The organism is Wolbachia endosymbiont of Mansonella perstans, from assembly GCF_020278605.1.
GTDB lineage: Bacteria > Pseudomonadota > Alphaproteobacteria > Rickettsiales > Anaplasmataceae > Wolbachia.
This window is the reverse complement of sequence record NZ_JACZHU010000004.1, coordinates 1-10,374: the sequence shown is the minus strand read 5'-3', so window position 1 is coordinate 10,374 and position 10,374 is coordinate 1. Positions and strand designations below refer to the sequence as shown.

The 10,374-nt window shown below is 35.4% G+C and carries 7 protein-coding genes and 1 pseudogene; 5 read left to right on the top strand and 3 right to left on the bottom strand.

Annotated elements, in window-relative coordinates:
- Positions 1-327: 327 nt before the first annotated feature.
- From IHO13_RS00435 to IHO13_RS00420, 4 genes are all read left to right on the top strand, one after another.
- Positions 328-1,347: a substrate-binding domain-containing protein gene (locus IHO13_RS00435; protein ID WP_225537259.1), complete on the top strand. Its 1,020-nt coding sequence runs from the start codon at positions 328-330 to the stop codon at positions 1,345-1,347.
- A 20-nt stretch (positions 1,348-1,367) separates the two neighbouring features.
- Entirely contained in the window at positions 1,368-2,831 is a 1,464-nt protein-coding gene (locus tag IHO13_RS00430; RefSeq protein WP_225537257.1) for a TrkH family potassium uptake protein, read from the top strand.
- A gap of 1,245 nt (positions 2,832-4,076) precedes the next feature.
- Positions 4,077-4,820, top strand: a complete 744-nt coding sequence (locus tag IHO13_RS00425) for a YihY/virulence factor BrkB family protein (RefSeq protein WP_255586040.1) — start codon at positions 4,077-4,079, stop codon at positions 4,818-4,820.
- 9 nt (positions 4,821-4,829) lie between these two features.
- Positions 4,830-5,579: an SDR family oxidoreductase gene (locus IHO13_RS00420; RefSeq protein ID WP_225537255.1), complete on the top strand. Its 750-nt coding sequence runs from the start codon at positions 4,830-4,832 to the stop codon at positions 5,577-5,579.
- A gap of 64 nt (positions 5,580-5,643) precedes the next feature.
- Here IHO13_RS00420 and lepA read toward each other — a convergent pair whose 3' ends face one another.
- Together lepA and IHO13_RS00410 are read right to left on the bottom strand one after the other, a co-directional pair.
- On the bottom strand, positions 5,644-7,440 hold the full coding sequence (gene lepA / locus IHO13_RS00415) for a translation elongation factor 4 (RefSeq protein ID WP_225537253.1): 1,797 nt from the start codon (positions 7,438-7,440) through the stop codon (positions 5,644-5,646).
- 64 nt (positions 7,441-7,504) lie between these two features.
- Entirely contained in the window at positions 7,505-8,911 is a 1,407-nt protein-coding gene (locus tag IHO13_RS00410) for a malonyl-CoA decarboxylase (RefSeq protein WP_225537250.1), read from the bottom strand.
- Positions 8,912-9,176: 265 nt separating this feature from the next.
- Here IHO13_RS00410 and IHO13_RS00405 point away from each other — a divergent pair, with 265 nt between their 5' ends.
- Positions 9,177-9,557, top strand: a complete 381-nt coding sequence (locus tag IHO13_RS00405; RefSeq protein WP_225537248.1) for a hypothetical protein — start codon at positions 9,177-9,179, stop codon at positions 9,555-9,557.
- 516 nt (positions 9,558-10,073) lie between these two features.
- Here IHO13_RS00405 and IHO13_RS00400 read toward each other — a convergent pair.
- Positions 10,074-10,374 (bottom strand): annotated as a pseudogene (locus IHO13_RS00400) (thiamine diphosphokinase); the annotation flags it as partial.

Genomic DNA, 10,374 nt, shown 5'->3' with positions numbered 1-10,374 from the left:
ACTTTTTGTTTTTTACATGCAGTGCACATAGTGCGAAAAATTAAACAGTAATACGCCAAATACAAGTTTTCTTGTCATTTTAAATCTGCACAATTGGGAAGTTAAACAAAATAGCTTGATTACTATGTAATGGCGATGTCAAAGGTTGTCTCAAGTAGTTTTTTGTTTCTGTTAGGTTACATTTGCCTTCTGTGTATAACAGCTAAAGTAATTTAGGTCTTTTAAGATGATGAAGGTAGTGCAAAAATTTTAATCATAGAAGAAAATTAGGGCTTTTCAGTTTGATCTTTTGTTATAATAATAAGGCTATGTTCTTAACTAAAAACGATGCTTAGAGGCTTTCTTTTGATTTTTGTATTTACAGTAGTGTTCATGCCACTGTCAAACGCTGATGCAAGGAAATATATCAGAATTGTTGGGTCTTCAACTGTTTTTCCTTTTATCTCGTTTATAGCTGAGGATTTCAACCGTGTATTCTCCTTTAAAACTCCTGTTGTGGAATCAATAGGGAGTGGGCCAGGGTTCAAAATGTTTTGCTTAGGGATAGGGGAAGACACGCCAGATATTGCTGCTTCGTCTCGTTCTATAAAAAGTGCAGAAAGGGAGCTGTGCAAAAGAAATAAAGTTGATGAAATGATAGAGATTATTATTGGCTATGATGGAGTTGTAATCGCAAACTCTAATCAAAGCCACAGATTTGACTTCTCAAAAAAGGATTTATTTGAAACTTTGTCTGCACATTCTCAAGAGAATGGTAAGCTGGTAAAAAATAATAAGAAGCTTTGGTCTGATATAAGCCAGGCCTTACCAAAAACAGAAATTGAAATTTATGGTCCACATCAAAATACAGGTACGTACGAAACTTTGATTAATTCTATTATGCTCGATCAATACTCATGCATGAATTCAAGGATTTTCAAAGAGAATTATGAAGACCAGGAAGAAAGAAAGAAAGCTTGTAGCAGTATAAGAGATGATGGAAGGTATAAGGAAGTTGGGATTAATGAAAACATAATAATACAAAAGTTGAAAAGCAACAAGAACGCTTTGGGAATATTTAGTTTTAGTTTTTTGATGAGGAACCAGGATAAAATACAAGGAAGCACAATTGCAGGAATTGAGCCAACTTATGAAAATATATCATCGGGGCAATATATATTAGCAAGGCCTCTATATCTTTATATAAAGAAAGAGCATTTGAATATCGTTGATGGATTAAGAGAATTCATTAGAGAAGTTATCGATTCTACTAGTACTAAAGATGGGTACCTATCTAAGCTCGGTCTGATCCCACTTTCAAGTGAAGACATAAAGAAAGTTTCAGCAAAAGTTCATGATATAGTGTAATATCTTTTTGCTCTAACTCTATGGAAAACTATCAGCACTTGCAAACATTGCGTTCGATTGCATTTATTGTTGGAGTATTTTTATTGGTGTTTAGCTTAACAATGGTCATTCCTGCTATTACTAATAAGTATCTGGGTTACGAGTGGAAAAATTTTCTAACTGGGTTTGTGATCACTTGCACATCTGGCGCAATTTTTGTTTTATTAGGTAATAAATTAAGCAGATTGCATGGAATGCCAGTGGTTTTTGTGATTACCAGTTGTGCTTGGATTGCTTTATCCCTATTTGCAGCTATTCCATTCTATCTTGATAGTCTGGACTATGTTGATGCATTATTTGAAACGATATCTGGCTTTACCACAACAGGGGCAACTGTATTCAGTGATGTTGAAAAGCTATCTCCAGGAATACTGCTGTGGAGAGCAATGCTGCATGGTATAGGTGGCTTTGGTATAATTACTATAGGAATTGCAGTTTTTCCTATGCTCAGGGTCCTGAGTCTAAATAATTTATTCTATTCTGAATGTTCAGATGCTACAAAAAGAAGGTTACCAAACACGCGAAGTGTAGTGATTCATGCTGCAGCAATATATTATGGCCTAATTTTGTTGTGCATATTTTCCTATTATCTAGCTGGTATGCCATTATTTGATGCAATATGCCACGGAATGTCCGCTGTATCAACTGGTGGATTTGCTAACTATAACGATTCTATGGGGCACTATAATGATCCCTTGCTAGAAGTTATAACAATCATTTTCATGATATTGGGTTCTCTACCTTTTCTTAGCTATTTGAAAATCATAAGACGGTTAGACATTTACCGCGATGAACAGGTCTCTTACTTTACTGGGATAGTTATCGTCTCATCTTTATTTGCTTGTTTTTGGTTGTACAAAAATGTTGATTTAGGAATATCATTGTCATTTAGATATAGCGCATTTACCATCACCTCTTTTATTACTTCAACTGGCTATGTGGTGTGCAATTACGTGGATTGGGGCTTTATTTCAGTCTTAGCTTTTTTTCTAACCTTTATTGGCGGATGTGGAGGTTCTGCAAGTGGTGGAATCAAAACCTTCCGTTTGATTGTTTTTTTAAGGTCTATAAGAAATCAATTTCGCCTTTTATTAGATCCTAATGCAGGTGATGGGGTGAAATTTAATGGTAAAATTTTAGAAGATGATGAAGTTCACTCTACATTTATATTTTTTGCAATTTACATATTAACGTTTACTATATCATCAATAGTGATGTCTTACTTAGGCAATATGGACTTTATAACTAGCATTAGCGCAGTCTCTGCGACGCTTACAAACTCTGGTCCAGGGTTCAGTAACTTAATCGGTTCTTCGGGTAATTATTCCTCCTTCAGCAGTGGAGAAAAACTATTTCTGTCATTTTTAATGCTGCTTGGCAGGCTTGAAATATTACCAATCTATTTCTGTGTAGGCAACTTATTCTTATTTAACAGAGGAGAATAGTTTAGCTACCTTAAAAGGTTGGGAAACAGTTTTCTTGGTATAAATTACATAATATATATTATGTAAAATATGAAAAACACAGCCACCAGATTAGTGCTCAAAAATGCTTACTTTATTTGAGTTTGATGCGAGCAAGTCAGATCACGATATTAGAGATCACTACTTGTCGACAATCATAACCATTATCACTCATCTGTGAGCTAATATAGCAACTCCCTTACCTTTTTTTTAAAGGCACAAGAGGAAATTGACCTTATTCCAATGGTTATTTCTTGACTAAATTTGTTTAGAAACATATAATAAAAAATATACGTTAACACATACAATGAAGTAGGGGTTATATGGGAAATTATATAAATACAGTACATGCATTAAGTTATGCAAATAATAAACGAGATTTAAAGGTCTCTATGATTCTTGGAAAAAAAGCATTAGGTTATGTGTTTAATGTAAGAAACTGTATGGGGATGTGGTGGAAGTTAGTTTTCTTGACGAAAAGAGATACCTAGCAAGCGCTACTTTTTGTGGGGAGGAAGACGTAGTAAAAGTTCTCCTAGGAAAAGGAGAATAGATGGTCCGCGTTAGAAGAATTTGAAGGTTGTACCGTTTTAAGTGCTGCTGCTAGATTTTGTAGTCAAAATACTCCAATCGAACATGCTGTAAGCTTATCGTTAGAGATACATTGAATTCATTGTCACGCACTAGAATGACGCTCTGCTGCCCAGTTCATAAATTGCAGCATTTATGTAACCTAAAATTTCCTTAGCTATCAATATTAAGAAATTTATCAAATAAAAAAAAGGCAAAAGAAACCCAGTTGGTGGCTAGTTATTTATATTAACTTTACAGGTTTATAAAGATATGAAGTGCACATAGTACAAAAAATTAAACATAAAACGCCAAGTATATTGAATTTTTTGTCGTTTAATCTATACAGACTGAAGATAAATAATAGTTTCAGTCTTATAAGGGGGATGGTGAGATTTGTCAAGTAGTTTTCTGTTCCTGTTTCTATTGCTAGTGAAGTGACAAAATCTTGTGTTGTTTAAAAAGAGTGACCAGGGCAGCAAAAATATGACAATTCTCATTGTCATTAGAAGGTTTTGTTTAAAAATATATTTTATTTCATTTAGAATATCTTACTTGGTTTGTTTATATATAGTGAATAAGTTGTTACTGCAGAAGTTTTACAGCATTATTTATTGTCTTTACTGTGCTTTAATTGACACAATTTATAACGATGGAATGGAACATGCGGGATATTTATCATTTTTAATCCTGTTGTCAATATTTCCTTTTCTCATCGTTTTAATAGCTTTAGCGTCAACATTTGCAAATTTCCTAGACCAATATAACATCGGCTGGGCATTTATAATTGATCACATGCCACAGGATATTTTAGCATCCTTAATGCCGCGTATTAGAGAGATAATATCTGGCCCGCCACAGAGTTTATTGACTTTGGCAATTGTGGGTGCTGTTTGGACAGCCTCATCAGCGATTGAAGGGCTAAGAACAATATTGAATAAGGCATACAAGGTTCCAGTTTCGCCACCTTATATATTGAGAAGGGTAATTAGCATATTACAATTTTTGGTAATTACGCTCATTATAACTCTGACTATAGTGTTCTCCACATTAGTGCCAATGCTGATTGATTTTTCCTATCATAGGCTAAGTTATACTAAATGTCTTCTCATCGAATTTGTACTCTTCATAATGGTTTCCTGGCTATACTTTATACTGCCCAGCGTAAAACAAAATATGTCAGATGTATTTCCTGGATCTTGTGTAGCTGTTATGCTTTGGACAGCTTCTGCTTCAGCTTTCAAACAATACTTAAAAGCTTCCTTTGGCCAATTGGACTTAATATACGGAAGTTTGGGTGGTGTGGTAGTGTCATTACTATTTTTTTATATGGTGAGTTTAATTTTTATATATGGAGCAAAGTTTAATTTTCAGCTAAAATGTTTTAATGAATCTCGCTAAGGAGAAATAATGGGTAAGTTAAAAGACAAAATAGCTTTAATTACCGGGGCCTCAGGTGCAATTGGGTCTGCTGTTGCAAAAAGGTTTATAAAGGAAGGTGCGTGTATAATCTTAATTTCAAGGTCTATTGATCACCTCAAGCCACTGTACAATGAAATTGAGGAATTTGAAGAGTTCAAAGAAGGCTCTGTTAAGCTAATTCAACTTGATCTTTTGGACTTTGAAAACGTAAAGATACTAACAAACATGATAGAAAGCCTAAAATTATCAGAGTCTGGAGCACTTGATATATTAGTTGCGTGTACTGGAATTTTAGGTAAGTTAGATCCCGTTCATGATTGTGAGCTTGAGGAGTTGCAGAATGTAATAAATACAAATTTTACTGCCAATTGGTACTTGCTAAAAAACTTAGATCCAATGCTGAAAAAATCTAATTCTGGAAGGGTGATATTCATGACTTCAGAAGTAACACTTTCTCCTTCTTCTTATCCGTATTGGGTACCTTATGCTGCAAGTAAAGCTGCACTAGAAATCATGGTAAAGATATATGCATCTGAGACAAAACACACAAAGTTGTGTATAAATGCTGTATATCCAGAAGGACCTATTGACAGCGAAATGTACAAGCAAGCGTTTCCTGGAAAGGATACACCTGAATTAGTGCTACCTGATAAACTAACAGACAAATTTGTGGAGCTAGCTTCTGAAGATTGTAGTGTATCAGGACAAATTTTACCATTGAGCAAATCTCTTAAGTAAATTGCATAGCTGTACGAATATTATGACTCAACCTACCGGGAGGATGTCATGAAAGTAGACACTGCTAGTCATTTATCTTTAAAGCTTGGATAAAAGCATTATGCGGAATATTGACATTTCCTATAGAATACAATCTTTTCTTACCTTTCTTTTGCTTTTCTAAAAGCTTCATTCTTCGCGTTACATCCCCACCATAGAGTTTAGCTGTCACATCCTTTCTGTATGGATTAATCGTTTTCTTGGCAATAATTTTGCTACTCACTGCTGCTTGAATTGCAATCTTATATTGCTGACGTGGTATTAAACCCTTCAAACGCGCACATATCTCGCGCCCCCTTTTTTCTGCCCTACTTTTGTGAACAATGCATGCCAATGCATCAACAGGCTCTCCATTAACTGAAAAGCTCAATTTATCTATCTGACTTTCCTGATAATCGGAAATTTCCCAATCCAAACTCGCGTATCCCTTAGAAATTGATTTTAGCCTATCATAAAAGTCAAAAACAACCTCAGATAGCGGTAGCTTATACTTCATCAGTGCTGTTGTTGTGCTACCAACATAAGATAAATCTTTTTGCTCTCCTCTTCTTTCTTCACACAGAGATAGAATTTCTCCTAAATATTGATCAGGCACCATTATGGTTGCGGTAATCCATGGCTCTTCTACCATCTCAACTTTTGTAAGATCTGGCATATCACTTGGATTATGAATGTTCAGAATTTCACCACTTCGTGTTGTAACCCTATATATGACACTCGGCGCGGTTACTGTTAGGTCTAAATCAAACTCTCTCTCAAGCCTCTCTTGGATAACTTCAAGATGTAGTATCCCTAAGAAACCACAACGAAATCCATAGCCGAGTGCATTCGATGTTTCAGCTTCAAAGGTAAAACTTGCATCATTTAAATGTAGTTTTTCCAGCGCTTCTCTTAAATATTTAAACTCATCTGTTTTGTTGGGAAAAATGCTACAGAATACCACAGGTTGCACTTCTTTAAATCCAGGCAGTGCTTCACTACAAGGTCTCTTTTCCTCAGTGATGGTGTCCCCTACCCTACAGTCCTTCACTTCTTTCATTGAAGCAGTTATAAAGCCAACTCCACCTGCTGAAAGTTTACCCGTCATTACCTTTTTAGGAGTAAAAATACCGATATTATCCACCTGGTATGTAGCATTGTTGGACATCATAACAATCTTCATGCCTTTTTTTAGTACTCCATTTTTAACTCGCACTAAAATCACTACCCCTAGGTAAGGATCATACCAACTATCAACCAAAATTGCTTGCAGTGAAGCACTTGCATTACCCTGTGGAGCTGGAAGTTTCGTCACTATTGCTTCGAGTACATTCCTTACTCCAAGTCCAGTCTTTGCCGATATTAAAACTGACTCACTTGCATCAATACCAATTATTTCTTCAACCTGAAGTTTTACCCTTTCTGGATCTGCAGCAGGGAGATCAACTTTATTGAGCACAACTATTATCTCATGATTATTGTCAACAGCTTTGTACACATTTGCAAGGGTTTGAGCTTCAACTCCCTGGCTGCTATCTACCACTAAAAGTGAACCTTCGCATGCAGCCAAGCTTCGACTCACCTCATATGAAAAATCAACATGACCTGGGGTATCCATAAGGTTCAAGCAATATTGATTCCCATTATTTGCAGTGTAGCTAAGCCTTGCCGTCTGTGCTTTGATTGTAATTCCACGTTCGCGTTCTATTTCCATTGAATCAAGCACTTGATTGATCATTTCTCTTGCTTCAAGACCATTACATTCTTCTATTAAGCGGTCAGCAAGAGTTGACTTTCCGTGATCTATATGTGCTATTATTGCAAAATTTCTTATATTATCCATTGATGGCTATTCTATATATTTAAGTAGAACTATTTTACATTTGAAGTGCTGCAAGGGCAATTACTTACTTCCCCTTTAATACAGATAGTACCTGTTTCGAGTGAGAAACCACTTTGTTAACCATATAGCTCTCATGATTATTATCTATTTTAGGCAATTCATATAGGTAATTCACCATCATTCCAGCTGACTGACTAATGCCCTTTTCAGAGGTATCTGCCATCCAGTTCAGCTGTTTTATTGATGCACCATTGCTTAAATGAAAATGTGCTACCGGATCGTAAGCACTGCCACTACTGTTTTTAATCTTCAGCAAGTAATGTGCACAAAGCTTCAGCAAGCATTGTTTTTCCCATTCAGTATTGGTTTTTAATTGCTCTATGCTTTCTATGCTTTCTAAAATTTCTGCGCTAGATTGCTTTATATTCAGTTTGCTCAATAAAGTGATATCTTGGCTTAAACTTTCTTTCAGCCATTTTGTAAAGCTAGGTATTGGGGAAAGCGTTGCGTATGTTTTTATACTTTTAAATTCCTGCGATAGTTTTTCTACAACCCTTTTGATCAAAAAATTACCCAAGCTGATTCCAGACAACCCTGCTTGGGTATTTGATATTGAATAGAATATGGCAGTGCTTGCATTGCTTGGATCACTTGAAGGTACCGACTCATCTAAAAGGTGTTGAATGCTATCTGCAATTTTGTTCACCAATGCAACTTCTACAAAAATTAGAGGTTCGTTTGGTATTTTGTAATGAAAAAAGGCAAAACATAGACGATCAGAATCTAGCCTGTTTTTTAAATCACCCCAAGAAGAAATTTTATGCACAGCTTCATATTTTATAAGTTTTTCTAACAACGACGCAGGTGAATCCCAGGTAATTTGACGAAGATCGAGTAGATCAACGTCAACCCAGGAGAGAAGTATGCTTTTTAATTCACTTTCTAGTCGATTGAGCCCTTTATATTGGTTCTTTAACTTAAGCATGTCAGAGCGCATATCGACAATAAACTTAAGGCCTTCCGGCAAAGAAATAAATTGCTTCAATATTTTAGAACGTGGTGGTTCAAGGACTTTTATCAAGTCCTGTTCAAATTTATAGTCTAACTCGGGATTTTGATTTTCCCTATATTCTTTTATTTTTTCATCTACTTCCACTTTGTTCAGACTAAATTTTTCTGCCATGGTCTGCAGAAATTTTATTTTACCCTTCTCCGATAAACTTAAATACAGATTACCAAGAGATACGGTGTTCTTACGTGCTGAGACCTCTCCTCCCCTTGGGCTTAAGCACTCGTTCATTTTCAAGACTAAGCTATCGATATCGCGGCTACTGCTTAAATCGGGGCTGATATTGCCAATCCACGATCTTACAGTATCTGCCACTTCGCCTAGCATTTTAAAAAAGCCTTTTACTGCTTTCTTATTCTCAACTTGTGCCATATCAGTTTTAACTAGTGATTCTTTCATCATAGACTTCTTTTACCGTACATCTATATTAACCAAAAAAAAACCTTAGTCTACACAGCAGGTACCATTATCGAATTATTAGCAATTTTTATGATATAATTAATTATAGAGCACTAACAGAGAAAAATGTTATGGCAGAGGCAAAGAAAAATCCAATAGCTACATTGAAAGCTCAAGCCAAAGAATTCGATTTCAGCAAACTAAGAGTTGCAGGGAAGATAACAAAGGAGTAAGCTCCTGCGAAACGATGCATAAAGATTTTTAAAGGATGGATTTTGTTATCAATGGAAAAAGTATAGAAGAAACTTCAATTTGCAAATTGATGGGAAAAGCTTGGAAGCAATATGCATGGAAAGAATTTAAGCAAAGTCTAACTGCTAAAGAGATTAATGTATATGAGAAAAAGTCTTACAGTAGCGAGGAGCAAGTTTATTTATTAAAAGCAAAAGTACATGAAAACAATAATTATTGCCCATTTGCAAAAGGAGTTTTTAAGGGAATGTTTGAGTATGTTGGAGCAGCAGTTCCAAGTGACTCTATTCTAGAAAAGCTAGTTACTAATTGTAATCAAGCAGGGTATGAAGCTGCTACATATACGAACCTACACTCACTCAGCATCATTGTATTCATTCATGCCGGGAAGCCCTAGGGAGTAATGAAGATTGATTGTACCGATCAAAATAATGTGAAAATCAGTCTAACCTAGAAATACTAATATATGTTCTTAAAAGGGGTGGTAAACTTGGTGAGAAAGTATTTAATCTGCCTAGCTCACTAAAATTCACACTTAATTTCCAAGATGGCAAAGATGGTGTAACATATAAAAAGATAAATTATCACTTACTATTCCTAAGAAGCTAAAAAGCTATCAAGATAGTGACAAGAGTTTGTTTGATGTTATAAAAGAAAGAGTATTTTCAAAAATTCTGCGAAAAGTTCGAATTTAAATTCGAAGCAAAAATAAAACAAAGTTTAGGGAAGAAATTAAAAGTAGATAGCCATTTGGAAAGCGTGAAGTTAATCAGCATGTTCATAGCAATTGAGGATTGACCCTTCTAACCTCGCTTCTAACTTAAGATGCTCCGGTATCATCTACTGCTTCTGAATACACCATTGCTAGACATATACCGCTATGCACTTCTATAGATACCTTATCGCTTAAACTTCAATTAAAGTAAGAATTCTTTTCTGGAAAAGAAAGCTCATCAAGAGATAGTTCCCACCTTAGTTCTTTAGTTGTTATTTGAGCTCTCGGTATGCCAAGCAAAGATATTTTAGTATTTTTCGGCAAAGAAAAATAGGTAATACTTTTTTCCAAGGTGTAGCCTACCATAGGAGGTGCAGATGTACAAAAAATACTTTCCATGCTTAGAAAGTTGATGTTCTGTAGTATGTAGTCAATTGCTCCTCCAGTAATACCCGTTATTATCAATGTCAGTAACTTCATTATTTTTAAGCGGGCTATT

Excerpts from the sequence above, each read along its gene's own strand:
- IHO13_RS00435 (WP_225537259.1), top strand. The coding sequence starts at position 328 with ATGCTTAGAGGCTTTCTTTTGATTTTTGTATTTACAGTAGTGTTCATG.
- IHO13_RS00430 (WP_225537257.1), top strand. The coding sequence starts at position 1,368 with ATGGAAAACTATCAGCACTTGCAAACATTGCGTTCGATTGCATTTATT.
- IHO13_RS00425 (WP_255586040.1), top strand. The coding sequence starts at position 4,077 with ATGGAACATGCGGGATATTTATCATTTTTAATCCTGTTGTCAATATTT.
- IHO13_RS00420 (WP_225537255.1), top strand. The coding sequence starts at position 4,830 with ATGGGTAAGTTAAAAGACAAAATAGCTTTAATTACCGGGGCCTCAGGT.
- lepA (WP_225537253.1), bottom strand. The coding sequence starts at position 7,440 with ATGGATAATATAAGAAATTTTGCAATAATAGCACATATAGATCACGGA.
- IHO13_RS00410 (WP_225537250.1), bottom strand. The coding sequence starts at position 8,911 with ATGATGAAAGAATCACTAGTTAAAACTGATATGGCACAAGTTGAGAAT.
- IHO13_RS00405 (WP_225537248.1), top strand. The coding sequence starts at position 9,177 with ATGGATTTTGTTATCAATGGAAAAAGTATAGAAGAAACTTCAATTTGC.